The organism is Candidatus Baltobacteraceae bacterium, from assembly GCA_036489885.1.
In the GTDB taxonomy this organism is placed as follows: domain Bacteria; phylum Vulcanimicrobiota; class Vulcanimicrobiia; order Vulcanimicrobiales; family Vulcanimicrobiaceae; genus JAFAMS01.
In genome coordinates this window covers 1,159,288-1,184,588 of the sequence record DASXEW010000003.1, presented here as the reverse complement: position 1 = coordinate 1,184,588, position 25,301 = coordinate 1,159,288, and the positions used below count along the sequence as shown (strand labels likewise).

32 protein-coding genes and 1 pseudogene are annotated in these 25,301 nt (G+C 59.6%); 13 read left to right on the top strand and 20 right to left on the bottom strand.

Annotated features, from left to right (window positions below; all coding sequences use genetic code 11):
• From VGG22_11695 to VGG22_11680, 4 genes are read left to right on the top strand one after another with little or no spacing between them, the layout of a single operon-like run.
• Positions 1 to 1,566, top strand: coding sequence for an APC family permease (locus VGG22_11695; protein ID HEY1729029.1), 1,566 nt, complete (start codon positions 1 to 3; stop codon positions 1,564 to 1,566).
• Positions 1,563 to 1,766 (top strand): hypothetical protein, encoded by a 204-nt coding sequence (locus tag VGG22_11690; GenBank protein HEY1729028.1) that lies wholly within the window; start codon positions 1,563 to 1,565, stop codon positions 1,764 to 1,766. The genes VGG22_11695 and VGG22_11690 overlap by 4 nt, the downstream gene beginning before the upstream one ends.
• A complete protein-coding gene (locus VGG22_11685) occupies positions 1,763 to 2,386 on the top strand; it encodes a universal stress protein (GenBank protein ID HEY1729027.1) in 624 nt (207 codons plus the stop codon). The genes VGG22_11690 and VGG22_11685 overlap by 4 nt, the downstream gene beginning before the upstream one ends.
• Positions 2,383 to 2,952, top strand: a complete 570-nt coding sequence (locus VGG22_11680) for a hypothetical protein (GenBank protein HEY1729026.1) — start codon at positions 2,383 to 2,385, stop codon at positions 2,950 to 2,952. Before VGG22_11685 ends, VGG22_11680 begins: the two co-directional genes overlap by 4 nt.
• A gap of 9 nt (positions 2,953 to 2,961) precedes the next feature.
• Here the strand turns inward: VGG22_11680 and VGG22_11675 are convergent, their stop codons facing one another.
• The 5 genes from VGG22_11675 to VGG22_11655 are packed head-to-tail and all read right to left on the bottom strand — an operon-like array spanning position 2,962 to position 8,098.
• Entirely contained in the window at positions 2,962 to 3,399 is a 438-nt protein-coding gene (locus VGG22_11675; GenBank protein ID HEY1729025.1) for a hypothetical protein, read from the bottom strand.
• The gene (locus VGG22_11670) at positions 3,396 to 4,454 is read right to left on the bottom strand and encodes an ABC transporter permease (protein HEY1729024.1); all 1,059 of its coding nucleotides are present in this window, start codon (positions 4,452 to 4,454) and stop codon (positions 3,396 to 3,398) included. The genes VGG22_11675 and VGG22_11670 overlap by 4 nt, the downstream gene beginning before the upstream one ends.
• The gene (locus tag VGG22_11665) at positions 4,454 to 5,950 is read right to left on the bottom strand and encodes a sugar ABC transporter ATP-binding protein (protein HEY1729023.1); all 1,497 of its coding nucleotides are present in this window, start codon (positions 5,948 to 5,950) and stop codon (positions 4,454 to 4,456) included. Before VGG22_11665 ends, VGG22_11670 begins: the two co-directional genes overlap by 1 nt.
• A 3-nt stretch (positions 5,951 to 5,953) precedes the next feature.
• Positions 5,954 to 6,883, bottom strand: coding sequence for a substrate-binding domain-containing protein (locus VGG22_11660; GenBank protein HEY1729022.1), 930 nt, complete (start codon positions 6,881 to 6,883; stop codon positions 5,954 to 5,956).
• A gap of 15 nt (positions 6,884 to 6,898) precedes the next feature.
• Complete coding sequence (locus VGG22_11655) at positions 6,899 to 8,098, bottom strand: PLP-dependent aspartate aminotransferase family protein (protein HEY1729021.1); 1,200 nt, start codon at positions 8,096 to 8,098, stop codon at positions 6,899 to 6,901.
• Positions 8,099 to 8,371: 273 nt separating this feature from the next.
• Here VGG22_11655 and VGG22_11650 point away from each other — a divergent pair, with 273 nt between their 5' ends.
• Together VGG22_11650 and VGG22_11645 are read left to right on the top strand one after the other, a co-directional pair.
• Complete coding sequence (locus VGG22_11650) at positions 8,372 to 8,902, top strand: GNAT family N-acetyltransferase (protein ID HEY1729020.1); 531 nt, start codon at positions 8,372 to 8,374, stop codon at positions 8,900 to 8,902.
• 58 nt (positions 8,903 to 8,960) lie between these two features.
• Positions 8,961 to 9,329 carry a hypothetical protein gene (locus tag VGG22_11645; GenBank protein ID HEY1729019.1) on the top strand — a complete coding sequence of 123 codons (369 nt, stop codon included), beginning with the start codon at positions 8,961 to 8,963 and terminating at the stop codon, positions 9,327 to 9,329.
• On the opposite strand, the gene VGG22_11640 is transcribed toward VGG22_11645, so the two are convergent.
• Complete coding sequence (locus VGG22_11640; GenBank protein HEY1729018.1) at positions 9,326 to 9,799, bottom strand: DUF1648 domain-containing protein; 474 nt, start codon at positions 9,797 to 9,799, stop codon at positions 9,326 to 9,328. The genes VGG22_11645 and VGG22_11640 overlap by 4 nt on opposite strands.
• A 49-nt stretch (positions 9,800 to 9,848) precedes the next feature.
• Between VGG22_11640 and VGG22_11635 the strand changes: the two genes are divergently transcribed.
• Positions 9,849 to 11,390, top strand: coding sequence for a YifB family Mg chelatase-like AAA ATPase (locus tag VGG22_11635; protein HEY1729017.1), 1,542 nt, complete (start codon positions 9,849 to 9,851; stop codon positions 11,388 to 11,390).
• Here VGG22_11635 and VGG22_11630 read toward each other — a convergent pair.
• The 4 genes from VGG22_11630 to VGG22_11615 form a co-directional block, all read right to left on the bottom strand.
• On the bottom strand, positions 11,387 to 11,938 hold the full coding sequence (locus VGG22_11630; GenBank protein ID HEY1729016.1) for a hypothetical protein: 552 nt from the start codon (positions 11,936 to 11,938) through the stop codon (positions 11,387 to 11,389). The genes VGG22_11635 and VGG22_11630 overlap by 4 nt on opposite strands.
• A gap of 16 nt (positions 11,939 to 11,954) precedes the next feature.
• Positions 11,955 to 12,605 (bottom strand): hypothetical protein, encoded by a 651-nt coding sequence (locus VGG22_11625; GenBank protein HEY1729015.1) that lies wholly within the window; start codon positions 12,603 to 12,605, stop codon positions 11,955 to 11,957.
• A 60-nt stretch (positions 12,606 to 12,665) separates the two neighbouring features.
• Positions 12,666 to 13,586 (bottom strand): DMT family transporter, encoded by a 921-nt coding sequence (locus VGG22_11620; GenBank protein HEY1729014.1) that lies wholly within the window; start codon positions 13,584 to 13,586, stop codon positions 12,666 to 12,668.
• A 97-nt stretch (positions 13,587 to 13,683) separates the two neighbouring features.
• Positions 13,684 to 13,902: a hypothetical protein gene (locus VGG22_11615; GenBank protein HEY1729013.1), complete on the bottom strand. Its 219-nt coding sequence runs from the start codon at positions 13,900 to 13,902 to the stop codon at positions 13,684 to 13,686.
• Positions 13,903 to 14,057: 155 nt separating this feature from the next.
• On the opposite strand from VGG22_11615, the gene VGG22_11610 reads away from it, so the two are divergent.
• Entirely contained in the window at positions 14,058 to 14,456 is a 399-nt protein-coding gene (locus tag VGG22_11610; protein ID HEY1729012.1) for a hypothetical protein, read from the top strand.
• Between the two features lie 11 nt (positions 14,457 to 14,467).
• Positions 14,468 to 16,297 carry a TRAP transporter large permease subunit gene (locus tag VGG22_11605; GenBank protein HEY1729011.1) on the top strand — a complete coding sequence of 610 codons (1,830 nt, stop codon included), beginning with the start codon at positions 14,468 to 14,470 and terminating at the stop codon, positions 16,295 to 16,297.
• Here the strand turns inward: VGG22_11605 and VGG22_11600 are convergent.
• From VGG22_11600 to VGG22_11590, 3 genes are read right to left on the bottom strand one after another with little or no spacing between them, the layout of a single operon-like run.
• The gene (locus tag VGG22_11600; protein ID HEY1729010.1) at positions 16,287 to 17,294 is read right to left on the bottom strand and encodes a TRAP transporter substrate-binding protein; all 1,008 of its coding nucleotides are present in this window, start codon (positions 17,292 to 17,294) and stop codon (positions 16,287 to 16,289) included. The genes VGG22_11605 and VGG22_11600 overlap by 11 nt on opposite strands.
• A gap of 16 nt (positions 17,295 to 17,310) precedes the next feature.
• A complete protein-coding gene (locus VGG22_11595) occupies positions 17,311 to 18,114 on the bottom strand; it encodes an SDR family oxidoreductase (protein ID HEY1729009.1) in 804 nt (267 codons plus the stop codon).
• Positions 18,111 to 18,890, bottom strand: coding sequence for a hypothetical protein (locus VGG22_11590; GenBank protein HEY1729008.1), 780 nt, complete (start codon positions 18,888 to 18,890; stop codon positions 18,111 to 18,113). The genes VGG22_11595 and VGG22_11590 overlap by 4 nt, the downstream gene beginning before the upstream one ends.
• 37 nt (positions 18,891 to 18,927) lie before the next feature.
• Here VGG22_11590 and VGG22_11585 point away from each other — a divergent pair, with 37 nt between their 5' ends.
• The gene (locus VGG22_11585) at positions 18,928 to 19,407 is read left to right on the top strand and encodes a hypothetical protein (protein ID HEY1729007.1); all 480 of its coding nucleotides are present in this window, start codon (positions 18,928 to 18,930) and stop codon (positions 19,405 to 19,407) included.
• Here VGG22_11585 and VGG22_11580 read toward each other — a convergent pair.
• On the bottom strand, positions 19,404 to 20,258 hold the full coding sequence (locus tag VGG22_11580) for a pirin family protein (GenBank protein HEY1729006.1): 855 nt from the start codon (positions 20,256 to 20,258) through the stop codon (positions 19,404 to 19,406). The two genes, VGG22_11585 and VGG22_11580, sit on opposite strands and share 4 nt — an antisense overlap.
• 7 nt (positions 20,259 to 20,265) lie before the next feature.
• Positions 20,266 to 20,673 (bottom strand): DUF1348 family protein, encoded by a 408-nt coding sequence (locus VGG22_11575; GenBank protein HEY1729005.1) that lies wholly within the window; start codon positions 20,671 to 20,673, stop codon positions 20,266 to 20,268.
• 59 nt (positions 20,674 to 20,732) lie between these two features.
• Between VGG22_11575 and VGG22_11570 the strand changes: the two genes are divergently transcribed.
• From VGG22_11570 to VGG22_11560, 3 genes are read left to right on the top strand one after another with little or no spacing between them, the layout of a single operon-like run.
• A complete protein-coding gene (locus VGG22_11570; GenBank protein ID HEY1729004.1) occupies positions 20,733 to 21,110 on the top strand; it encodes a cupin domain-containing protein in 378 nt (125 codons plus the stop codon).
• A gap of 37 nt (positions 21,111 to 21,147) precedes the next feature.
• Positions 21,148 to 21,444 (top strand): hypothetical protein, encoded by a 297-nt coding sequence (locus VGG22_11565; protein ID HEY1729003.1) that lies wholly within the window; start codon positions 21,148 to 21,150, stop codon positions 21,442 to 21,444.
• Between the two features lie 37 nt (positions 21,445 to 21,481).
• On the top strand, positions 21,482 to 21,718 hold the full coding sequence (locus VGG22_11560) for a DUF5654 family protein (GenBank protein HEY1729002.1): 237 nt from the start codon (positions 21,482 to 21,484) through the stop codon (positions 21,716 to 21,718).
• Between the two features lie 3 nt (positions 21,719 to 21,721).
• Here VGG22_11560 and VGG22_11555 read toward each other — a convergent pair whose 3' ends face one another.
• The 5 genes and pseudogenes from VGG22_11555 to VGG22_11535 form a co-directional block, all read right to left on the bottom strand.
• Positions 21,722 to 22,225 carry a DinB family protein gene (locus tag VGG22_11555; protein ID HEY1729001.1) on the bottom strand — a complete coding sequence of 168 codons (504 nt, stop codon included), beginning with the start codon at positions 22,223 to 22,225 and terminating at the stop codon, positions 21,722 to 21,724.
• Positions 22,226 to 22,300: 75 nt separating this feature from the next.
• Positions 22,301 to 22,417, bottom strand: a pseudogene (locus VGG22_11550) (glutaredoxin domain-containing protein).
• Between the two features lie 56 nt (positions 22,418 to 22,473).
• Complete coding sequence (locus tag VGG22_11545) at positions 22,474 to 23,631, bottom strand: aminotransferase class I/II-fold pyridoxal phosphate-dependent enzyme (protein HEY1729000.1); 1,158 nt, start codon at positions 23,629 to 23,631, stop codon at positions 22,474 to 22,476.
• Positions 23,632 to 23,663: 32 nt separating this feature from the next.
• Positions 23,664 to 24,314, bottom strand: coding sequence for a hypothetical protein (locus VGG22_11540; GenBank protein HEY1728999.1), 651 nt, complete (start codon positions 24,312 to 24,314; stop codon positions 23,664 to 23,666).
• A gap of 61 nt (positions 24,315 to 24,375) precedes the next feature.
• Positions 24,376 to 25,284 carry a glutathione S-transferase family protein gene (locus VGG22_11535; protein ID HEY1728998.1) on the bottom strand — a complete coding sequence of 303 codons (909 nt, stop codon included), beginning with the start codon at positions 25,282 to 25,284 and terminating at the stop codon, positions 24,376 to 24,378.
• Positions 25,285 to 25,301: the final 17 nt, after the last annotated feature.

Here is a 25,301-nt window from a genome sequence, read left to right as displayed (position 1 = left end):
ATGAAACCCGCGCAGCCCTCGCTCCGGCGCTCGGTAACGCCGTGGGGCTCTTATTCATGGGGCTATGCCGACGTCGGCGCCGACATCTTCGTTGCGCTCGGCTTGGTGTTCGGTGTCGCAGGCGGAGCCTCGAACATCGCCTTCCTGTTCGCCGGTCTCGTCTACGTGTGCGTCGGACTCGCGTACACGGAGCTCGCTGCAGCCTATCCCGTCGCGGGCGGGGGCCAATATTTTGTCATGCGTGGCCTGGGAGATTTTCTCGGGTTCATCGCCGGCTGGGCCGTTCTGCTGGACTTCACGATCGACATTGCGCTCTTCGCGTGGGGGTCGATCGGTTATATGAGCACGCTGATCCCGCAGCTGAGCTCCACCTCGCATCCGATCTCGCATTTTGTAACCGTACTCTTCGTCGTCGCCGCACTCGCCGTGCTCAACATCGTCGGCGTGCGCGAAAGCACGGCATTTCAAGGCGTCGTCAGTGCCCTCGACATGCTCAGCGAAACGTCGATCCTCTTTTTCGGCTTTTTGTTCGCCTTCCGGCCGGAGCTCTTGATTCACTCGATGCAAATCGGATGGCCGACGTCGTTTCAACTCATGAACGGCATCTCGCTAGCGATCATATCGTTCGTCGGACTGGAATCGATCTCACACGCCGCCGAAGAAACGCAGCGGCCCGCCTCGATCATCCCACGAACGTCGATCTCGCTAATCCTGACGATCCTCATCTTCGCACTCTCTTACTCGAACTTGGCGCTCGGCATGCAGCCGTGGCATACGCCCGTCGGTGCAGAAGGGCAGCCGTTCTGGCATTTCCTAGGGACGCCGGAAAATGCCGATAAAGCCGTCGCCATCATGTCGGCAAACATTCCGCTTTTCGGCGTGCTCGCGGCGGTATACGTTCCTTTGCTTGGCGCGATCTTGCTCTTGATCTCGAGCAACTCCGGCGTATTCGGAAGCTCGCGTATCGCATACTCGATGAGCCAGAGCCGCTTGCTGCCGACGCTCTTCGAGCGCGTCCATCCGCGCTACCGAACACCCGTGGTCTCGATCGTCGCCTTCTCGGGCGTTGCAATCGTCGAACTCATCTTCGCCGCGCTGCAAGGGAGCGGAGGCTTCGAGTTCCTCGGCGATTTGTACGCGTTCGGCGCTGCCGCGAGTTACACGCTGGTCTTTATCGCGCTGATGGCATTGCGCATCAACGATCCATTAACGCCGCGCGCATTTAAGATTCCGTTCAACATCCCGTTCAAGTACAAGGGCGAGGCGGTCGATTTCCCGCTGATCGGAGCACTGGGGCTTGTCGGTATCCTTTCGATCCTCGTCTTCGTGCTGATCACGCACCACATCGGCCGCATCGCCGGGCCGGCGTGGATTATCATCGGAATCATCTTCTATTTCATCTACCGCAAACGCAAGGGTTTCAGTCTCTTCGGTTCCCTGCCGAGGGACTGGCAGGCCTCGCAGATAGCAATTCTGCGCGAGGCGGGCGAGCTCGAGCTTATGGACGAGTACGTCGGGAAATTGAAAGCGCGAGAGAAGCGGATACAAGACGAGGGTCCGCAGTGAGTCCTCGAATCAGCGTCTCGACGTTCGCGCGCATGAAGTTCATCAATGGCTTCATCTTCATCGCACTCGGCATTTTTGTTCTCGTAAAATCCGTGCATTCGGCCGGAATCGAGTGGCAGGCGATCAGTGCGTACGCGCTCGCCGGTGCCATGTTGGGTCTTGGGGTCGTTCGCATCGTGAGCGGCCTGAGAACACGATGATTGACTCCAGCCTGCATGTGACCGCCGTCGGCGCGGTTTGCGCCGTCTCCGTCGTGCTGATGATCATGGGTACGCTGTGGTGGATGACGCACGCGCCGCGTAGCCGCGCCGAACAGGTTGCGCGTGTCGCGGAACGAGTCTTGCGCCAGATGGTCGGCAGCATCATCGTCGTCTTCTCGCAAGAGATTCGTTCCGAACACATGATGGTGCTCGCAGCGCGCCTTGCGCGTCGTGAGCGCGCAGATCTTCTAGCTGCCTACGTCGTCGAAGTTCCCTTTACGCTACCGGCGACTGCAACGATGGAAACCGAGGATCGTGCGGCCCTCGACACATTGGCAGCCGCGGAAGCGATCGCGCAAAAGCACGGTGTTTCCATTCGAGCCCAAACCATTCACGGACGGCAGACCAGCCAAGCTGTGCTCGATCTCGCCAAACGTGAGAAGGCCAATCTCATCGTGATGGGCTCGTATCGGGAAGCGAAGTACATGGGCGCCCCACTTGGTCGCGCGATCGAACAAATCGCGAACGGTGCAAAGTGCGACGTCCTGATCGGCGTCGAAGGTCAATATGGCTCGCTGCTACGAACCGAAAGCCTGAACGGAAAGGACGCATCCGAATGAAGCGCGTTTTTGCGCTCGTGCTGCTAACTGCTATCTGTACGGCGCCTGCCAGTGCGTCGGCCTTGAGCCAATTCGCGGCAGCTTGGTCGAACGTCAACGACTACACGTGCCAAATTACGACGCACGAAACGATCGGTGCAGCGGTCCAAGATCGCACTTACGGGTACGCGTTCAAGAAACCACACTCGGCGAAAAGCGAGATCACCGTCGGTCCTGGGAAGGGCGCGAAGCTCGTATGGAATGGCGAGGGGAACCGTGTGATGGGCCTCCGCGGCGACACGCTCGAATCGACCTCGTTCGCTGCGATTCTTGCCTGGTACCAGAGCGGCAAAGGGACGCTCAGCGAAACGACGACCGACACGGTTCTCGGCGTGCCGATCGATACGGTGACAATGCTCGTTGCGAATCCGTCCGCTAACAAAGACGTGAGCAAAGACGTGCTCTTCATCTCGCGCGTCAATCACTTACCCGTGCGGCGCGTGCGTTACGAGGGCAATGTCCTCGTCAAACAAGAAGATTTCATCAATCTGAAAACCAACACCGGGCTCAAAGACGGCGACTTCTAGCGCCTAGCGCTAGTAGATCGCAGTTTGGATGCGGGAGTATTTCCGCTGAATGCCGGTTGCGTCGTCGACGACGATCATCGTGTCGCCGGAAATGAAATAGTGCCAGATCGCACCGTCTTGGCCGAGGTTATCGCTGAACGTCAGCTTGATAATGCCGGGTACGGGATTGGTGTAGACGCCGTTACCGATCCACGTTTCGCTGGCTTTGGTCTTGAGCTCGCGCCGCGTGCGTTCGAGTTGAATGTTGCCGTTTTCGGAGATCGTCAGTAAGACGTTCTCTTCGTAGTAGTACGGCGGCTGCATATCCTTATCGAAGCCTTTGAGCGTCGAACCCCACTTGCCGACGATCGATTGCGTTCCGGGCGCCATCAGCCCACTTTGCGCGCTCGCGGAACCTACCACGGCGAGGCATAACAGCAGGGCCATGACGCCGGTGCGCAATTTCATATCCGTGCCGAGAGCCGTTTGCGCAGCTCCTCGATGATGAGGGCACTCACGATGACGACGCCGAGGACGACCTGCTGCGTGTAGGACTCGATTCCGATGAGGTCCATGACATTGTTGAGGACACCGATGAAGAGCGCGCCGAAAAAGGTATTGATAATCATACCACGGCCGCCGAACAAGCTGGTACCGCCTACGACAACGGCCGCGATCGCGTTGAGCTCGAAGCCCACGCCCGTCTGCGGGGAGCCCGAACTGAAGCGGGCCATCAGCAAAAGGCCCCCGATTGCAGCCAGGGCGCCCGAGATGACGTAGACCATCGTCTTGACGGTCCCAACCTTGATGCCAGCCAGCCGCGCCGCTTCTTCATTGCCGCCAATGGCGTAGACGTAACGGCCGAAACGCGTACGCCCAAGTATGATCGCGAAGACGATGACGATCACGGCCATCCAGATCACCGCGATCGGGATTCCGGGAAGACGCACGAGCGAGAGCGGGCCGCTCAGAATGTAGCCAATTCCGGTATTTTCAAACGTCTGATAGGCGTGCGCACTAAGCGCCACCGGTCGTCCGTTCGAGAGAATGTACGCAAAGCCGCGCGCGATGAGCATCATCGAGAGCGTTGTGATAAACGGCGGCAAACCAAGCCGCACGACCGGCGTCGCGCTCACGAGACCACAGAACCCGCCGAGCACAATGGCGACGATCACCGTCCCGATCAACAAGAGAGGTCCCGGTAACGGCACGGCGTTTGCGAAGAGTGCGCACACGACGCCGCCCAGACCGACAAGCGAACCGACGGAAAGATCGATGCCGGCGGTGATTATGACAAAGGTTTGTCCGACGGCGAGAATAGTGTTGTACGTGATCTGTCGCAGGACGTTTGTGATGTTGCCGGCGGTGAGGAAATCTCCGTGCGATGCGATGTCGACGATAACGATAACGACCGCCAGTGCGATAAGCGCCACGATCGTGCGAAGGGTGGTCTTGCGCCGACGGGTCGCGAGAACCTCATCGGCTTGGGCGGCGAGTTTGTTTTCGAGATCTGCTTGCGCCATTAGGCCGCGGCTCCGGTCGCGACCGCGATCACCTTATCCGGGCTAGCGGTGTCATGCGAAAATTCGGCTTGCAATCTTCCCTCGCGAACGACAAACACGCGGTGCGACATACCGAGAACCTCGGGCAATTCGCTCGAGACCATGACGATCGCCGCCCCGTGCTTCATCAATTCAATCATCAGGCCATAAATCTCTGTTTTCGCGCCCACGTCGATGCCGCGCGTCGGTTCATCGAAGAGAAAGACGCGGGCTTTGCCGATCAGCCACTTTGCGAGCACGACTTTTTGCTGCGTTCCGCCGGAGAGATTGCGAACGATTTGCTCGGTGGAAGGCGTGCGAATGCGCAGCTCCGTGACCTCCCGAGTGGTGACGTCGATTTCTTTCGGCCGATCGATCAGAAGATCGCGTGCGACGAAGTCCTCAAGATGCGCGAGCGTCGTATTCTCGCGAACGGACATTCCGAGTACGAGCCCTTGACCTTTTCGGTCTTCGGTAATGAGCGCAATACCGGCTCGGATTCCGCTCGAGGGCGAGACTATGCGTTTCTGCTGTCCGTCAACACGCACGCTACCGCTCTCCGGAACATCGGCGCCGGCGATGGCGCGCACGATTGACGTACGTCCCGCGCCGACCAGGCCCGCAAGACCAATAATCTCTCCGGCATGAACGTCGAAGCTCACACCGGCGACGATGCCGCTCCGCAAGTCCTTGACCTCGAGAACGACCGGCGCGTCGCTCGGGACAGCCGGCAGCTCCGGAAAGTGCGTGTCGAGCGTACGGCCGACCATCAGATTGACCATCTTGTCCCGAGGCATGTCGGCAAGCGGCGCCGTTTCAATGGAATGACCGTCGCGCAAGATTGTGATTCGATCGACGATCTGCGGTAGCTCCTCGAGCCGGTGGGAGATGTAGATGAACGAAACGCCCCCGGCTTTGAGCGAACGGATTAGCTTGAAGAGATTGTCTATCTCGCGCTCGGTCAGCGCGGCGGTCGGCTCGTCGAGAACCAGGACGCGCGCTTTGCGCGCAATCGCCTTGCAAATCTCGATCATCTGCTGCTGCGCAACCGAAAGGAAACGGGTCGGCTGATCGAGCGGAAGCGTTACACCGAGCTTCGCGAGCGCTTCGGTACCGATTTGAATCGCAGCTTTCGTGTCGAGGAAGATTCCTCGGACCGGCTCGTGTCCGAGCATGATGTTTTGAATCGCATTGAGATCAGGGACGAGATTGAATTCTTGATAAATCATCCCGATGCCGAGATTCTCGGCGTCGCGAGGCCCGTTGATCGTCACGACCCTACCGTCGACTTCGATCGTTCCCGAATCCGCGGGTTGCGCGCCGGCGAGAATCTTCATCAGGGTCGATTTGCCGGCGCCGTTTTCACCAACGAGCGCATGGACTTCGCCGGCGCTGACGTCGAGGTCGACACCGCTTAACGCCTTGACGCCGGGAAACGTCTTGACGATCCCGCGCATTCGAAGCAGCGGGCTATCCATAACTTACTTGATGTCCGCTTTCGTGAACTGACCGACGTTGACGGCGATGCGTTTTTCCGGCGTCTTCCCGCCGAAATAATCATGGATCGCATCGATCGTCAGCTTGCCGATGTCTTCCGGATGTTGAACGGCATCGCCGTACATTGCACCCTGTTGAATTGCGGTGCGCGCTTCCGGCGTAGCATCGAACCCAACGATGATGATCTTGCCGGTGAGGTTCGCAGCTTGAACGGCTTTGGCCGCGCCCAGCGCCGAGTCATCGTTGATGCCGAAAACGGCGCGCAGATCTTTGTGCGACTGTAAGAGATCTTCCATAACAGAGCTAGCCTTATCGCGTTGGCCCCCGCCGCTAATGTCCGCGACGATCTTGGCGCTCGGGCAGCCTGAGGCGATCGCTTCTTTAAAGCCTCTGACGCGATCTTGCACGCTCGTCACTTCGGGCTCGTCGATGATCGCAACGGGGCCCGGATCGCTCCCCATTCCGGCGCAAATTAATTTGCCGGCCTGTTCGCCACCCTGCACGTTGTCGCTTGCAATGTGCGAGACGACGTCGCCGACGTTCGATGTGCTCGCAATGTCAGCGGTGAACACCGGGATCTTGGCGTTGTTGGCCTCCACGATCGCGCTACCGATGGCTTGCGAGTCGTACGGCGTGAGCACGATTGCATCTACGTGCTGCGAAATAAAGTCTTCGACTTGCGATTGCTGCTTTGAATTGTCGCGGCTGGCGTCGACTACTTTGAGCGTGTAACCGTACTTGGAGGCCTCGGCCTGCATCCCGTTCTGCATATCCTGGTAGAACTGGGCTTCGCGATTTTGAATCGATACGCCGATCGTTTTCGAACCGGACGTTGAGCTGGTCGCTGCGGGTTTGTTGCAACCCGTGGCGAGAACCGCTCCGACCATAAAGGCGGCGAGTACGGCTGTTTTCATTGATTGAGCGCTTCGCTATACGCGGGCTGCGCTGCCTGCCTCGGCGAGCGCTTTTTCCAAATCACTTGTGATGTCGCGCGCATCTTCGATACCGCAGGAGAGGCGCAATGTCGATTCACTGACGCCAAGCTCGTTGCGCTGCTGTTCGGACAGCATGCGGTGCGAGGAACGGCAGCTGTACGAGATCGTCGTTGCGACTTCGCCGAGGCTGTGGACGATCTGAACGCGCCTGAGCGCGCGCAAAAAGCCATCTACCATTTGCTTGCCGCCGCGCACGTCAAACGTCAACATTCCGCCGGTACCGCGCGGGTAGAGTCGCTTTGCAAGCGCATGCTGCGGATGTGCGGGCAGTGACGGATGGTAGACGGCGGCGATCGCGTCGTGCTGTGCCAAAAAGCCAGCAATCACTTGCGCATTTTCGCTGTGGCGCACCATTCGCAGCGCAAGCGTACGCAGGCCGCGCAGCGCAAGCCACGCGTCGAAATGCGAGATCGGCGTACCCTTGCGGATCACCCAGGCGCCAGCCGGCGCGATCATCTCCCTACGGCCGGAAAGAACGCCGCAGCCGACGTCCGCGTGACCGCCGATGTACTTACCGACGCTGTGGACAACCAGGTCCGCGCCGAGCCCGACCGGGCGTCCCAGAATCGGTGTGGTGAAGGTCGCGTCGACCGTGCAAATCGCACCCGCCGCATGCGCGAGCCGGGCGACTGCTTCGAGCTCGGTGACTTTAATGAGGGGATTGGTCAGGGTCTCGACGTGGACGATTTTGGCCGGACGGCCATCCAGAGCGCTTTTCAGCCCTTCGAGGTCGCCCTGTGGAACAAAATCGACCTCAACGCCCCGTTGTCGATAGTCTTTCTCAAGTAAATCGTAGGTGCCACCGTAAAGTTCTGTGCTTGCCACGATCCGGTCGCCCGCGCGGACCAGCGGTCCCCAGGCTGCGTCGATCGCCGCCATTCCTGAAGCGGTAGCAACCGCGGCCTCCGCACCCTCCAATTCGGCGATGGCTTCTGCAAATTGAGCAGCATTTGGACCACCATAGCGTCCATATATCGCGCCTTTTTCCTCGCCCGCGTAGATCGCTTCCATCTCATCCAAGTCGCGAAAGACGTACGATGAGGCAGCATATAAAGGCGGCGATGATCCTGGATTTGTCGGATTTGTAAAGCGCCCGGCGTGTACCGCGGCGGTATCGACATGTTCGTTATCCACAGCGCTGCCGGAAAGGCCTGTGGGCGCTGTGGAGAAGGCGAAATTCGTGGATTTCAGCCGCTTTTTGGAGTCTCATTGAGTAGCAGATACGAGTTCGGGACCCGGCGACATTCGTCTTGCCCAGCTAAAAAAGGACTGCAGCTGGCTGTGCTCAGAAGTGTGCGCGCGATGTTTTCCCATCAACCGCTCCCGCGCCGACCGTTCGTCTTGCCCATGCATCTCGCACTGGGCTTCGACGCTTTTGGCTGAGCGACGAAGCGAAGATTGAGAAGCATGGGCGCGCCGGAAACGGCGCGCTCTTCTTTTTTCCGGAGAGAAATCGTGATCGACATGCAATCGAACATCGTTTTACGGGCCGCCCAGGCCGCTGATGCTTGGGATCTGGCGGGCTTGCGGTTTGCAAGCCTCGTCGAGATGGGCCTATGCACTCCGTCGGAGCGCGAACGATTTCTGCCGCGTGCCGCCAGCGAGCTCTTCGAGCTGCTCTCACAAGACCGCATGGCCGCATGGATCCTGATCGAAGACGGTGTTCCGACGGGCTGTGCGTGCGCGCTTTTCTGGAACCGTCTACCCTATCCGTCGAGCTCGCTGCACGCTGAGATTGCCGGCGTCTACGTCGTTCCGTCACTGCGCCGTCGCGGCTATGCGACGGAGCTCGTGCGGGAAGCCGTTGCCAACGCGCGTGCGCGCGGGGTTCGCAAAATCACCTTGAGTCCGACGGAAGTGGGACGCTCGATTTACGAAAGTCTTGGCTTCAACAACGAATCACACATGGCAATTCGAGAGGTGTCATCCCGAGGGTAGTCGACACCTTGTCATCCCGAGCGTAGCGCCGAAGGCGCGTAGTCGAGGGACAGAGAGAATGACCGGACCGTTCGTGCGACTCGATCACTTGCAGCTCGCGATGCCCGCGGGCGGCGAAGGTCGCGCGCGCACATTTTACGTCGACATCATCGGGCTCGAAGAGATTCCGAAACCCGAGGAGCTCAAGCAACGCGGTGGCCTTTGGCTGAAGAGCAGCGAGATCAAGGTTCACCTTGGCGTCGACAAAGATTTTCAGCCGGCGACCAAGGCACATCCGGCGTTCCGCTGCTCCAACTATGACGGTCTGCTCAAGCGGTTTGAATCACGTTCCGTCGCCGTCGTACATGACGAGCAACCGTTTGAAGGCAAACGCCACTGCTACGTTCTCGACCCGTTCGGGAACCGCATCGAGCTAATCGAAAACTAAGCCGCGCGCCGCATACGAATGGCGTAAATCCCACAGGTTGCGAGGAGCGCAAAGGTAACCGCGTACTCTATCATCGTGAGTGCAAATTGGGGGCGCGACGTCTCCGCAGCGCGGATCACCATTGCGGTCAACGTGTAAGCTATGACTTGCACCCATGCTTTGACCCAGCTAATCATCTCGCGAACGAGAACCGCAATCCGCCCCCGATTCTCGTCGGTAAGTTTCACCGGAAGATTCGTGTACTGGATCGGGATGCGCGCAGTTGCGCTCAGAACGAGATACATAACCGCGCTGAACGCGAAGGTCATCCAGACCGTCCATCTGGCCCCATAGCGCCCCGGATCGCCTCTTGCGCCGAAGTGCGTGGGCACCATGGCGGGTAACGAATGATACGAAACCAGTATCAGTACCGCATTCGCCAGCAGTACGACGAGCGCAAACGCCTCCGGAAAACGCCGACCCGCAAACATCTACCCCTTATACCTTGCCCGAGCACCATTTGTCGCGATAGAGCCGTGCGTGATCGCTCTTGCCCATTCCGCGGCGATGCTCGGCATCGACGGCTATGTCGTGCGCGTCGAGGCCGATAGCGCGCCCGGGACGCCTGGTTTCGCCATCACCGGGCTCCCGGACCGCGCGCTCCGCGAAGCACGCGATCGTGTGCGTGCCGCGATCTTCAATTCAGGCTATATGTTTCCGGCGGGACGATTGCTCGTGCATCTCAGCCCGGCCGACATTCGTAAAGAGGGTCCAGCGTTCGATCTCGCAATCGGGCTCGCGCTGCTTGCGATCGATGAACAAATCGACCGGCTGGCGTTGCAGAATTTCGTCGCGCTGGGTGAGCTCGCACTCGACGGAACACTGAATCCCACCGCGGGTCTGCTACCGATGCTACTCGGTGCACGACGCGCGCGCTTCGCAAACGTCATCATTCCGGTTCCGAGTCTCGAGGAAGCGACGCTCGTCGACGGGTTCGAGCTTTACGCGGTCGCGTCGCTCGGTGAGGCCGTTGCGGTTATTCAAGGACACGGCGCAAAGCATCGCGTCCGCGGAAAGCCGTCCGAGAGCGTCGCGCCGAAGCGCGCTCACCGCGGCGACTATGCGGACGTCCGCGGACAGCTGGGCGCAAAGCGCGCGCTCGAAATTGCGGCTGCAGGCGGGCACAATCTCCTGCTCGTCGGCCCGCCTGGTTGCGGTAAGACGATGCTGGCGCAGCGGCTGCCGTCGATTCTCCCGCCGATGTCGTCAAACGAAGCACTCGACGTTACGAAGATCTATTCGATCGCCGGCTTACTCGGGCCCAAGCCGCGGCTCGTTTCCGAGCGTCCTTTCCGTTCGCCGCATCACACGATCAGCGAAGTCGCGCTCGTCGGTGGGGGCGCCGTTCCAAAACCGGGCGAGATTTCACTTGCACATCACGGCGTGTTGTTTCTCGACGAGCTTCCCGAATTTCGCCGCAGCGCGCTCGAAGTGATGCGACAACCGATCGAAGACGGGAATGTGACGATTGCCCGCGCCGCCGGGACGTTCAACTATCCGGCTCGCTTCATGCTCGTCGCATCGATGAATCCGTGTCCGTGCGGAATGCGCGGGACGCGCGACGCTGATTGCCGTTGTGACGATGCGATCGTCGCGAAGTACGTTGCGAAGCTCTCGGGACCGCTCCTCGATCGCATCGACCTGCAGGTCGAGGTCGGTCGCGTGTCCTTCGCCGAGATCAGCGAAGGGCTGCCGATGGAATCATCGGCTGCCATTCGAGCACGGGTCGTCGCGGCGCGCGAGTTGCAGCGCGGACGCTACGCGAGCATCGGACTCGAAAGCAACGCGGAGCTTGCATCCGCGCAATTGCGCGAATATTGCCGGCTCGATGAGACAGCCTCCGTGCTCCTCAAAGAGGCCAGCACGAAGAGGCAATTCTCGGCACGCGCGTTCGATCGCATTGTCCGCGTCGCTCGGACGATTGCCGATCTGGCGGGGAGCAGTGCAATTCAGCGTGAGCACGTGGCTGAGGCGATCGGTTATCGCTCGCTGGAGCGAATCGGAACGCGGAGAGTTGCCTAAACGGGTTGATCCGTTCCGAGCAGCATCTGTGGGAACACTGTAAAACTGTACATGCCGTCCGGTTGCGCATCGAGTACCCAAACGAGATCGAAGCGGTCCGGCCACTTATTCGGAACGCTGGCATTGAAAACGCCGGCAATGAGCGGGATGTGCTTGTGCTCCCACGATACGAGGACGGTGCCCGCTCGCGTTTTTATGTCGGTAGCGAGTGCGGATTCTTCGCCGACGGTAAAGCGCTCATCGAGCGGTAGCCCAAGCTTCCGCGAAAGCGGCGTGACCGTCTGAACGGGCCGATGGCTCTTGTCGATGTCGACTGCAGTGGGAGAATCGGCGTCCTTCGCGGGAGGCGAGGCATAAATGTGGACCGGCGTCAGAATACCGTCCAGAGTTGGGCTCTGGAAAAATCCGACCAGCGCCCCGGCTCGTTGCCAACCCTGCGGCGTCAGTGAATGGGGACATTCCGTCCCATCTTCCTTGACACCAAAAGGCGGCGGCCCCAGCGATTTCTCGCCGTGGCGGATGAGCATGATCTTCGAAGGTCCCGGCATGCGGGGAACTTCGCTATTACGGCTGCTGTTGCTGCTGCTGTTGCTGTTGCGCGAACGAATCGCTTACGAGACGGGCCGAAAGCGCCAGCGCGTGATGCGACTGATCGCGGTTGTTCACGAAATCGCCATTCAGTAGTACCGCCATTGGAACAACGGTATCCGCGTTGTAGCGCATCATGCCGCTCCACGTCCCGGTGTTGCCGTTGGCGAAATCAATCGTGCGCGTCACGTCCATGTCGACGACCAGGTTTGCGACCTGCCGGACGCGGTAGTGCGTCTCGTGCGTACCGCCCATCATCTCGCCGGCCCGATCCCATTCGTCGCCCACGCCGAGCCCGGTCGCGTTTTCGAACTGGAGCGCGAGCATATCGAGGATCGTTTCTTCCTCAAATGTCAGCGTCTGCGCTTCGTCGGGAATCACGCCCGACTTATCGAGCACAAGATCGTGCACGCCCAAGTCGACGCCGCGAACATGTTCGTCGATCTCAATCGGCGTCGTGTAATCAGGCCGAACCGCACCGATGTCGAGGTCGATCGTCATAGGCGAGGTCGTACTGCCGATGCGCGTATCGCCGGCATAGTGAAGCTGACGCGAAGGTGCTTCATCCGCCATCAACCGCGATGGAACGAACAAAGCGAGGGCAATCACCAAATACGCCAATTTCATGACGCAGCGATTCCTTTCGAGAAGACGAGTCCCGTGGAACCACTCTACGCTGATCAGACTTCAGCTTGCATTAATAATTTCTAACAATCGCGAGCGGCGTATGATTTTCGTTAAGCGCCCGTCAAGCGCGACCAGACCGACGAGAATGAGCACCATGCCCGCGACGGCGCCCCAACCGAGACGTTCGTGCAGGAACAGTCCTCCCAGGAGCAATGCGACAGGTGGAACGAGCAGCGTGACGAGCGATGCGTTCACGGCACCTGCATAGAGAATCAACGCGAAGTAGACGACGTATGCCGCGGACGTTGCAAGCAGTGCCATCCCGAGCAACGCCGCCCACGTTGCGGCCGACGGCATCGGAAGCGACCACGGCTTGTCGATGACGAGTTCGAACGGCAGCAAGATTATCGAGCTCACGATCAGTTGGCACGTCGAGACGACGATCGGCGAGGTGCCGCGGAAGCTGCGTCCGTTGACGGCCGCAAAGCCATAGCACACCGGAGCGATGAAGCACGCGATCTGCGCGATGCTTGCGAGATTGAGACCGTGCACGACATCTCGGCCCACGAGCACGACGATGCCTACGAACCCAAGCGAGATTCCGATCACCGAATTTATCGAGAAGCGCTCGTCTTTCGTGGACAAGTGCGCAACAATCGCGGTAAAGATCGGCGTCGTGGCGTTCACGATTGACGCCAAGCCACTCGAGATCTGTGTCTCGCAGAGTGCGAACACGAGATACGGGATCACGTTGTTCGTGAGGGCGATGAAGATGTAGGGCGTCCAATCCGCGGGCCGGCGCGGTAATGAAAGTCTGCGCCACCAGACCAGTGGGAGGAGCGCGAGCGCCGCAATTCCTACACGCCCGAGAACGAGCGTGAGCGCAGGAAGCCCCGCTTCGTCGAGGACTTTATAGAAGTAAAATGTCCCGCCCCAAAGCACCAACAGAACTAGCAGCAATCCCCAATCGCGCGTCTTCATTTCGCCGCTGTAACACGAGCTGTGCCGGAATCGATGCAAAAGAAAAGCCCGGCAGGCGGGTCATGCTTGCCGGGCGGGGTGAGTCGCGTGCTATCCGTTATGTCTTGTTACGAATCTCTCGATTGCCCTTATCGATGTCGGCCTGAATGTTGTGCTTTGTTTCATTCACGGCTGACCGCATCTGTTCTCCCTTCGACATCGTCGGATCCGAGTCGCGATCCAGCTTCTCGAGTTCCGCCGCTGTCCGGTGCTTCGCTTCACTGACCGTGTCGCGAACGTTTTTTGCGGCCTTATCCATATCTCGCTCAAAGCTCATGCGCAGGGCTTACCCAGCATACGGGTGCGAAGAAACACGCTTGCGTGCTGTGCGGGCGATCTGATGGACACTCTGCTGCTCAAGCTGACGATTACTCCCGCCCTGATTGCGGCAGCTACGCTCGTCGGAGGACGATTTGGTCCGGTCGTTAGCGGATGGCAACGTGTTCGCGGCGCACATTTCATATCGCCGTCGTCTTGCTGCTGATGCCGCGTGTTCATGCTGCACGAACACGCGAGGAACGTCCGTCCCTCTGGGATTTGCCGGCGCGCATGTTCGTCGCAACTGCGCTCGTGATCGGCTTGACCGAGCTGTCCGGAATCATCGGTCCACGCTGGACCGGATTGCTCAGTCCATTTCCGGTCTATGGGACGATTCTGGCGATCTTCGCGCACCGCGAAAGCGGCGGCGCTGCAGCGGTTGATGTAATGCGCGGCCTCGAAACGGGGATGATCTCGTTTGCGGTCTTCTTTACGATCGTCGGACTGTTTGTCGCGCAGGCGTTCGCGCTCATTTGGCGCACGCGCGAGCGGGGAAGCTTTTCCCCTCGGTGAAGCGCCGCTCGGTGACGATCAAAACCCTTGACCGCGTCGCCGAGGCAATTCTCGTCGTCGCGCTCGTTGGTGAGATCGTCATCGTCGTCGTCAACGTCCTCGGGCGCAGCTTCGGACAAACAGGATTCCTTTGGACGCCTGAGATCTCGCAAATCGCGCTTTCGACGATGACGTTCATCGGCGGCGTGGTTGCATACCGCCGCTCGCAGCACGCTCCCGTTCGGGCCGTCCTGAATCTCTTGCCGGAGCGCGGCGCGCGCTTCTGTTACACGCTGGCTGACGTGCTGATCTTTGCCGGCGCACTGCTTGCAGCGATCACATCCTATTGGCTCGTCGAAGCCGGTTGGGCCGAGCGCACACCGATTCTCGGCATTCCGGTTTCAACGATCGGATTACCGCTCGCGCTCGGCATGATCTTGCTTGTGATCTTCGCGCTCGTACGTCTCTACGAGAACGCGCCGATGCTCGCGCTGAAAACGGGCGTCGGTGTCGCCGTCGTGCTCGGTGTTGCATACGCCACACAGAGCTTGTGGCAACCGCTCTTCGCCGGTGATGCGTCGGTGTTCACGGTTTTGATTCTGTTCGCGCTTGGAATTTTGAGCGGACTGCCGGTTGGGTTCGCGCTGCTGCTCGCTGCCGCAGCGTATTTGTGGATCGCAGACGCGGCGCCGATGGTCACGCTCACGCAGAACATGGTGAACGGGACGAGCAATTACGTCCTACTCGCGGTTCCGTTCTTCATTCTCGCCGGATTGATCATGGAGCGAGGTGGGATAAGTTTGCGTCTCGTGCGCTTCGTGCACGCGCTGGTCGGTCATTTCCGCGGCGGATTGCTGCAAGTCGTCGTCGTCAGCATGTACCTCGTCTCCGGCTTGTCCGGATCAAAAGCGGCCGACGTTGCCGCAGTCGGATCCGTCATGCGAGACATGCTCGACCGTCAGAACTACAGTCGCGGTGAAGGCGCAGCCGTACTGGCTGCTTCCGCCGCGATGGGCGAAACGGTCCCCCCGAGCATCGCGATGTTGATCCTCGGTTCGATCACGAGCCTGTCGATCGCCGCTCTCTTCAGCGGCGGTTTGATCCCGGCCGCGGTAATCGGAATCTGCTTGATGATTCTGATCTACTTTCGAGCGCGCTCGGCGAAACTACCGACCACGCCGCGCGCATCGCTTCAAACGATGGCCCAAAGCGGGCTTGCAGCGATCCCGGCCCTCTTGATGCCGGTTATTCTTTTTGGCGGCATCATCTACGGCATCGCGACGCCGACGGAAGTCTCGACGTTCGCCGTTATCTACGGTCTCGTACTTGCCGTCGTGGTTTACAGGGAGCTGCCGCCGCGTGAGCTCCTTCGCACCCTTATCGATAGCGCGACGCTCTCGGGCATGGTGCTCTTTATCTTGGCGACGGCCTCCGCTTTTTCGTGGATGCTGACCGTCGCGTCACTTCCGCAACGTTTGGTTTCGCTGCTGCACGGTTTCAACGACAGCAGCGCGATCTTCATGGTTGGCTCCGTCATCTTGTTGATTTTGACCGGGTCGCTGCTCGAAGGTTTGCCGGCTCTCAACGTGCTCGCTCCGTTGCTCTTGCCGATCGCCGGAGAAATCGGCATCAACGAGCTGCATTACGGCATCGTGCTCGTGATAGCAATGGGAATCGGGGCGTTCATGCCTCCGGCGGGCGTGGGCTTTTACGTCTGCTGCGCGATTCAGCGCACACATGTGGAAGAAGCCTCGCGAGCGATGTTGCCGTATCTCGGCGTTCTCGTCGCGGGACTTCTTATCGTTGCTTTCGTTCCGTGGTTTACGCTGCTCTTACCGCGCGCGGTCGGCCTTATCCACTGACCATCTTCTTCAAGATGGCCTGGAACTTCTCGACGTTGCCCGCACCCGCATAGCCCGAGATCTTCGCAATCGCGGGGCCCATCTTGGCACGAAACGGCGTCGTATCCGGACGCGTGATCTGCATTCCGAGGGTTGCAAGCTTGGTGATCTGCTGTTCTTCCTGATCGCCCATCATGTTGCGCATCAGGTCACCGGCGCTGCGACCTTCTTCGTGCATGATCTTCTGCTGCGCCGGCGTCAGCTTCTTCCAGGTAATGGCGCTGAACGTCAGGATCATGTTGTTATAGATGTGGCGCGTTAGCGCGAGGTATTTTTGCACTTCGTAGTATTTGTTGAAGAAAATAACTGCAATCGGATTTTCTTCACCGTCAACGACATGTTGTGAGAGCGCAAGATAGAGCTCCGCAAACGAGATCGGCGTTACGATCGCGCCGAGCGCTTCCATCGAGGATGCGATTTGAATCTCGGGTGGTGTGCGTAGCTTGAGGCCCTTGACGTCGTCGGGCGTGTTGATCGGACGTACGGTATTCGTGATGTTGCGAAACCCGTAGTCCCAATTGCGCAGCGTAACGAATCCTTGATTCAGCGCGAGCGGCTCGAGCCAGTCGCTTAATGCAGCGTCCAATACTCGAAACGCCTCCGGACGATTGCGAAAGGCGAACGGAAGCTCAACTGCAGCGAAGGCCTTTTCGTATTTGTCGAGCTGACCTTGCGTGGGAAGGCCGATGTCGATCGCGCCTTCGCGAATTTGTGCCGCTTGTTGCGGCGGGTCGCCAAGTTGGTTGTTCGGGAAGATCGCGACTTTGATCGCACCTTGCGTGCGCGTTTCGACACGTTCCGCGAATTGCTTGGCGGCAATGTTCGCCGGATGGTCGATCGCAGCAAAGTGCGCGAAGCGCAGCGTCATCATGCCGGCTGCGCGTGAGACGTATGGGAACCCGAATGTCGCTGCGGCACCGGCCGTCGCGGTTGACCGAATGAAAGTTCTGCGCTCCATTAACCCCTCCGAGCGATTAGCGTGCCGACCTGTTGGCTCTTGTTTGTGTAAGTCCCGTCGGCGGACCGTCGATCGCCGTCCAGCCGCCGTCGATAAAAAGAGTCGAGCCCGTGATGTAGCTCGCGGCGTCGGAAACCAGAAATGCTACGACACTTCCGATCTCCTCCGGCTTCGCCCACCTCCCGAGCATCGTGTGTTTCGCATACGTCTCGTAGATCTCGGGCTTCTCTTTGATCGGCGCTGTGAGCGCCGTCTCGACGACGCTCGGTGCGATCGCATTCACGCGTACGCCATATCGTCCGACCTCTGATGCCGTGCCGGTCACGAGTTGGCCGATTGCCGCCTTCGTTGCGGCATAGACTGCGAGGCCGGGCTCGAGCGTAACGGCGCGAATCGACGAGGACGCGACGATGCTTCCGCCCCCGCCTTCGATCAGCATCCGGCTGAACGTGCGCAGGAACAAGAACGTCCCTTTGAGGTTGGTCGCGATCACGCGATCGAAGTCGTCCTCACCATAGTCACTGACGAGACGGCGCACGTTGATGCCCGGCGTCGTGACGGCTGCGTGCAAACGCGGGAACTTCTTAGCCGCAAAATCGGCGAGCCGTGCGATATCGTCGGCGCTCGCGGCGTCGCAGGCGATCGCCTCACCGTTGATCGCGCGGGCCGTTTCAAGGGCGCCGGCTTTATCGATGTCGGCGCAGATCACGCGCGCGCCGAGACCGGCAATCGCCTCGGCCGAGGCTTTTCCGATACCGGACGCCGCGCCCAACACCACCGCGTTTTTCCCGCTCAAATCGAAGAGCTGTTTGTAATTCATCGCGACACCGTCTCCGGCAGCGGCGGAGCAACTCGCAAACGTAGCGCGACGTACGCGAAGACAATGACGCACGTTGCCACCAGCACGCCGCTGACTGCAAGCTCTGAAAGCGGCATCTTCCAGCCTGCGAGCTGCAGTGTTTCATAGATTGCAACACCGAGCGCTATGAGCGTTACCGTCCAGAGCCATGCGCGCGCTGCGGCAAGACCATGCCCCGTACGCACGAATCTCGACACGAGAACGCTATCGAAGGTGTCGGTGAGAATCATGCCCGCGCAAAACGCCGCTCCGATCGCGAGCGCCGGAACGATTCCGCCGGACGCGATGACGACATAGGCCGCAATTTGACTGGATGTCTCGAAACCAAGTCCAAAAAGAAACCCGAGGGGAAGTGCCGCGAGAACTCCCCGCTTTCCGATAAACGGTGAAAGCATTCGCGCCCGCAATCCGATAGGTGAGGGATTGCGAGACGTGAGCAGGCGGTGCACATTGAGTGCGGTCATCAAAAACAGAATGAGAACGCTGAGCCAGGTACCGGCACGCTCGAGCCCTGGGCCGAAAATGGCGTGTTGACCAACGACGCCGAGCAACATCGCAATCACCAGAATCATGATCGTGTGTCCGCTGGCGAACAGCGTGCCGACGAATCTGCTGGCGGACGGGTGCGAGCGCGCCGCGTTGCGGGTCAGGTTATCGATCGCAGCCAAATGGTCCGGGTCGGCGCCGTGACGCAGCCCGAGCAACATGGCCGCAAGAAGTGATGCGAAGAGTCCCACGGCAGCGTCCTCCGAACAGCGAGAAACGTATTCCTTTATGACCGAGTCTCACGACTTTTTTGTCGCCAGCGTCGGTGCGGCAGCCGCCCTCGTCGGCTTGCTGTTCGTCGCCGTGACTCTCGCGCCGGAGCGTATCTTCGGCCCCGAGGCGCACCCGAAGCGGCGCGCCGACGCGACGCGCGCGTTCGTCGCGCTCGGGAACATCTTCTTGATCTCGCTGGCTGCGCTGATCCCGCACGCGGGGCTCGAGATTATGCTCCTGGTCTCGGTTCTATCGATTGGACAGCTCGCTCGCGAGGCGGTGCGCAGCACGCGACACCACCCGCTGCCTCAGGTCCTGCGCTCGTTCGGATTGATCTCGCTTCTGATTTACATCTTCGAGATCGTCATCATCTTGCAGGCAATGACGTCAGGACGAAACATCGATGGCCTTCTCGGCGTCATTTTCGGGCTGTTCGCGTACGCGCTTGCGACGTCGTGGAATCTCTTGGGTGCAAAGGAGCTGCCGGGCAGCTAACTAACGCGCGCGATCTCTCCGAAATGCCCCGCGCGGAAATCATCGAACGCGCGCTGCAGCTCGTCGGTTGTGTTCATCACGAACGGCCCGTAGCGTGCAACGGGCTCGTGCAGCGGGATGCCCGCAAGTATCAGCGCTTCGATACCGCTCTCTCCGCCTTGCAGATGCAGCTCGGTCGGCGCATCCTCAAGCAACGCGACATCGTATTGTTTCAGCGCTTTGCCCTCGACGCTACCTGATCCCGAGATCGTATGGACGATGGCGTTCGAGCCGGGCGCGATCGTAAATGTCGCATCCTTGTCAGCCTCGAGCTTGACGTGCAGCATCGTTGTCGGAACGGTCGTCTCGATCGGCGAGCGGTAACCGTCGGCGTCACCGGCGATCACGCGAACCCAGCGTCCATCTTTTTCATACGACGGCAATGTCGTGTTCGAATACTCCTGATAGCGCGGTTGCGACATCTTCTTGTCGCGCGGCAGGTTCACCCAAATCTGAAAACCGTGCATCTTCCCGCCGCTTTTCAAGATGTCGGACGCCGGCATCTCGGAATGGATTACGCCTTTGCCGGCCGTCATCCACTGCACGTCGCCACTGCGAATCTCGCCGCGATGTCCGTGCGAATCCGCATGCTGCATCGCGCCGTCCATCATATAGGTCACCGTCTCAAAGCCACGATGGGGATGGTCGGGCGCGCCGATTGCCTCCCCGGGAGCGTAATTGACCGGCCCCATCTCATCGATCAAGAGAAACGGATCGAAATACGAGAGACCATTCACCGGAAAAGGCCGGTGGACGATGAAACCGCCGCCCTCGGTGAACTGCTGGGCGGGGACGATACGAATTTGACTCATACACTACCTAGAACAGGTACTGGGTTGCACCGTCTTCCCATACGTTAAAAGTCGCTTCCCAGACAGCGATTTTCTGGCCGCGCATGGTCCAAAACTCCGTCCCGCGGCCTCGCATCTTCTTTCCGGTTTGCGCGTCCGTCCATTCGCCTTCCCACATGTTGCCGATCATGTCACCGGTTAGCATGCGCAGATACTTTTTCAAGCGATAGTTTTTCTGGCGCGCCATTCGCAGGCGTAAGAATGCCTCGACTTCGGCGACTCCGTGCATCTCGGGGCGATCCGCAAAACGCACCACAACGTCGTCGGTGAAACCTTTGATCATTTGATCGACATCGCCGCTGCCGAATGCGTTTTCAACCTCTTTGACGTACGCGCGTGCGGTTTCGAGCGAGTCGGTAACTGAAGAAACATTCATACCGAGGATTACGTCCCGGCTTGCGAGGAGCCTCCGGCGGCTTCGTTCAAGCCTCGTCCATGAGTAAGGCAAACGTTTATAAGTGGGATGACGTCGAGGAAGAGACCCTCAAGAAGGGGGTCCGCCGCAAATTCATTCACGGCGAATCCGCGATGATTGCTCGCTTCGATTTAGCCAAGGGCGAGATCGTCCCCGAGCACTCGCACCACAACGAGCAGCTATCGTACATCGTCTCGGGCGCGCTCAAGTTCGTGCTCGGCGGCAAGGACGAGGTCATCGTCCGCGGCGGTGAGGTCTTGGTGATACCATCAAACTTGCCGCACTCGGCGGAAACGCTCGAAGACTGCATCGCAATCGACGTTTTCTCGCCGCCGCGTCAGGATTGGATAGATAAGACGGATTCCTACATCCGGGAGGAAGTCAAAGCCGCCACCTAGGCGTTACTGGGAGCGCTCGCCAGGGAAGAAAGCCCGCATGGAAGACAAGGTAGCGGCAATTTACGAACTGCGCGAAGCCGCAGAAGCCCATGCGCGGATCGAAGCCAAGGTCGGCGAAAAGCCCAAAGGATCGGATCGCGACCGTCTCCTCGATGCACGCATCGAACTGGAGCAGAAAACACAGCGCGCCATCGAGTCGTGCGTCTATTGCGGCCGCTCGCACACCGACGACGAAAACGAATGCGACTCGGGTCAAGGTTCAAAAGGGAATGTGATTCCCGTCGACTTCAATCAGCGCAGCAGCGGTGGCGAGGAGGAGCCTCCAACCGAGTAACGGAGCACGGAGAACCGCTTTTTCAGGAGGTTCTCCGGTGCAATCTTTTCGTCAAACATATCTCGCAACGATGACGGCTCTGGCAACTGCAGGGTTTGGTCTTCTGGCTGCGGGCGCATGGAACACGGCCATCGGCGATCTGCTCAAGACGTTCTTTCCGAAAGGAACCGGCGTGGTTTACGAGCTGTTTTACGCCCTTATCGTGACGGCGCTGGCGATCACCGTCATCAATGCGCTCGGCAAGCTCGCGGACAAGAAAGAGTCGATCATTTAGTAGTCACTCCCAAATGCCCGCGGGCAGCGGCAAGCCGGCGAAAAATGTTTGCGGAAGCGGGTTCGGCGCGTCAACACCCGCCAGGCGCAACATCTCGACGATCTGACGCGAATGCTGACCGGAATGCCATGTCGCCCGTTCGAGATAAAGGTGCATCGGAAATGCGCCGTAGCTCGTGCTGCGGATTTCGCGCCACAGCTCGGGCGGCTGTTCGGCGTACCAATCGCGTAAACGATTTCGCACGCCGTCGCCGTACGCGACGATTTGATCGAAGGTTTGGACGTCATCCGGAGTTGGCGCGTTGCCTTGCCGGTAGACGTCGCCGTCGCGCACCCTGACCAGATCGTCGGCAATCGCGAACACATGATAGCCGAGCTCGCGCATGTCGCGTTTATCGCGGCGCGGGACGGTCATTCCGATCTTTTCCGGCGGAAAGGCGCGCAAATAACGTTGGACGGCTGCGAAGATCGCGTCGTATTTCTCGACCAGCTCGATCGGCGCGAGCATCCGGTGCCCGCTCCGGTCGATGCCGAGCAGGTCAGCGACATGATCGAGACTCGCAGCCGAGACCCAGCGTTCACCGACGGCAACGACCGGCACGGTCAGCGCACCGAGCGCGCGTAAGTCGGGAAGTGCTTGCGGATCGTTCGCGATGTCCGCGATTTCGAACGTGACGCTACGAGACGAAAGAAACTCTTTCGCGCGAAGACAGCTGCTTCAACCCGGCTGAGTGAAGAGTCTAACGCGCTGCGACACTACACCGCGGCCGGACGCGCAAGTTTTTCGAAAACGGCTTTCACGCGGCTCAAACCTTCAATGATCTTCTCGGGACTCGTCGCGAACGAGAAGCGAATGTGGTGCTGGCCGGCCGGACCGAATTCCGTTCCGGAACGGACGGCGATGCCACCTTCCATGAGCTTCGCAGTCATCTCGCTGGCCGGAATGTCGATGTCGTAGCGCGTGAACAGATAGAACGTCCCCTCCGGCGGGCGAACCTCGAGCCCCGGGACTGCTCGTGCGTGTTCGACGATCAGATCGCGCCGCTTGATGTACTCGGCCAGCATCGGCTTTGCGAGGCTCGGACCGATTCGCGTCGCCTCGAGCGCCGCGCGACAGACGGAAGCGTTTGGCGCACCGTTGAACGTGCGGTTCACGAACCCGATAGCTTTGATGATCTCCGCAGGCCCCGCAAGATATCCGCAACGCCAGCCCGTCATCGCAAACGTCTTTGAGAACGTCTGACAATAGAGCACTTGTCCGCGAATCGCCGGGAACTGCGTCATCGACTTGAAGGGGCGTCCGTCGTAGACGATCTCGCAATAAGCCTCATCGCTAATGACGATCGTATCGCTCTTCTCGATCATCTCGGCAACGCGCTGGAGCTCTTCAGGCGTAAAGACGGCGCCGGTCGGATTGCACGGGCTGCAGATGACGAGCATCCGAGCGCCACGCAGCTCTTTTTCCAGCCGGTCGAGATCGAGATGATAGTCGGCGAGCACCGGCACCGGCACCGGAATGGCGCCGGCCATGTACGCAGCGTCGGCGTAGAGCGAAAAGTTCGGATCCGGGATGACGATTCGGTCGCCAGGATTCGCGATCGCCAAGATCGCCGATGCAATCGCGGCCGTTCCGCCGTGCGTCAAGAACACCTGATCGGCGTTGTATTTCTCGCCGGCGACCGACGAGACCGTCGCAGCTAACGCCTCGCGAAGCTCGGGATCGCCCGCCGGATCGATGTAGTGCGTGTATCCCGCGCGCAGCGCTGCGATTGCGGCGTCAGTGATCTGCGTCGGGGTGTCGAAATCCGGCTCGCCGACCGCTAGGGAGACGACTCCCGATCCGGGGCGAGTTCTCGGACGCTGCGAGCCCGCATCGATGCGCTGTACGACTTTTGACGGCGTGAAGGCGTTCATGGTAGTGCCTTCGCGCCGTCAGTCGTCGAGTCTTACTCGTGCGCGAAAATTCCGTTGTCGATCGGAACGTTCAGCGCGTAGTTCTGCAGCGTCGCGTTTCCATCCGCGGTCGCGTACGGCGTGTGCACGGAAAGCAATTGACTAGCTGGCACGCGATACGAGCCGACGACGGTGTACGCTTCCGTCATCGTCAGCGTGACGCCGCCGGAGAGATTCCAATTAACTTGCTCGACCGTCCAGTTCGTTGGGTTGACGAGCACGACGCCGCGATCCGTCGACTGCGCCGACTTCGGCGTCAACTTCAGCGCAAGGTCTGTGTGTCCGTTCACGCTCTGCGGCGACATCATACTGGCGTTATATTCTTGCGGCCAAGCTCCGACGTTGAGCAGCGTCGCATAAGCTTTCGGTAAGCCCCTCATGTAGCCCGGAACTTTGGCGAAACGCACCGCCAACCGGTTCGGGGCTTGAAAGTAGGACATTCCGCTCAGCGCAACTTTTGTGAATGGGAAACTGCGTTGTTTGAGCTGCAGCTGTGTAGCAGCCTCGAACGAACGCGGTGCGCGTGTGCTCTTGGCAACATTCGTCATAACGCTCTGCGCATTTTGCAGAGTAGCGCTTTGGGCTGCGCTGGTTTGGAGAATCAAGAGCCCGAACCCAAGAAATGCACTTAATACTCGAAACATAACATACCGTACGTACCCGTGCGACGGTTAAGGGTTGCGTGCGACGCAGCGCATCGCTCGCTTAGCCGAGACGCTCGCGACCGTGCGGCGCGTTGAAGTTCAAGAGGGGACCGATTGGAATAATGCGCGTCGGGTTGATGTCGTCGTGCGTAAAATAGTAGTGCGTTTTAATTTGATCCAAATCGACGGTCGTTCCGGCGCCGCGAAATTGATACAGGTCACAAACGTACGGACCGAGATTCTGATAGTCGACGATGCGGCGCAGATTGCATTTGAAATGCCCGTAGTAGACGGCATCAAAGCGTATGAGTGTTACGAAGAGACGCCAATCAGTTTCGACCGGCATCGAGCCAAAGAGATAGCGCCGTGACGCCAAGCGCCTGTCGAGGCCATCGAGCGCGGCAAAGACTTCGCGCGCTGCGCGCTCGTACGCGTCCTGCGACGTTGCAAAGCCGGCGCGATAGACGCCGTTGTTGACGTTCTCGTAGATCTCGGCATTGAGCGCGTCTATCTCGGCGCGATAACGTGCGGGATAGTAATCGACGTCGTTGTGCTTGGCGAGCGCATCGAACTCGGTCTCAAACATGCGCAGGATGTCGTCGTCGGAATTGTTCGCGATCGTGCCGGTCTGCTTGTCCCAGAGCACCGGGACGGTGACGCGGCCGCGATAGCCGGGATCCGTTTTGAAATATGCCTCGCTGAGAAACGCGAAGCCGTTGACCGGATCCGGCTCGAACGTGAAACGCCACCCGCGCTCGTCGCGCACCGGGTCGACGATCGTCATCCCGATCGCATCCTCAAGTCCCTTGAGCTTGCGCATGATGATCGTGCGGTGCGCCCACGGACACGCGAGCGACACGTAGAGATGATAGCGTCCCGCCTCGGGCAGAGGTTTTCCGCGAAATGCGTCGTCTTGGCGGACGAACTCTCCATCGAGCTGTTCGTCGGGAAACTGGGGCTTCACGGTCATAGCAAGATGTTAAGACC